1 protein-coding gene is annotated in these 506 nt (G+C 65.6%); it reads right to left on the reverse strand.

The window, feature by feature from the left end:
• Positions 1-506 (reverse strand): ricin-type beta-trefoil lectin domain protein (locus ABD323_RS45700; RefSeq protein WP_344447810.1); only part of this gene is annotated, 506 nt, incomplete at both ends.

Consider the following 506-nt stretch of genomic DNA (forward strand, 5'->3'; position numbering starts at 1 on the left):
CGTTGGTGATGGTGCCGTTCGCGTTGACGTTCCACTGCTGGTTGCTCTGGCCGTTGCAGTCCCAGATGACGACCCTGGTGCCGTTGGCCGTGCCGCCGTTGTAGGCGTCCAGGCACTTGTTGCCGTAGACCACGAGCTGCTTGCGGGAGGTGTTGTTCCACGACTGGTTCTCACCGCCGTTGCAGTCCCACAGCTGCGCGTCGGTGCCGTTGATGATGGTGTAGTTGTTGATGTCGAGGCAGCGGTTCGACTGCGCTCCGACCACCTGGGCGCCGTTCGCGCCGGGCAGTGGGCGGACCTCGATGGCGTCGAAGTCCGGTGTCCAGGCGAAGGAGTTGGAGAACGACAGCGTGTTCGACGTGCCCTTGGCCAGGGAGACCTCGACCGAGACCGTGCCGGGCGTGGTCCAGGAACCGGTCGGCGGGAAGGACACCGTGGTGGCCTGCTGTCCGTTGACCTGGAGGACGGCCGTACGGGCGGCGTTGGTGCCGTTGGTGTAGGCGATC

It is taken from the genome of Kitasatospora nipponensis, from assembly GCF_039528135.1.
GTDB classification, from domain to species: domain Bacteria; phylum Actinomycetota; class Actinomycetes; order Streptomycetales; family Streptomycetaceae; genus Kitasatospora; species Kitasatospora nipponensis.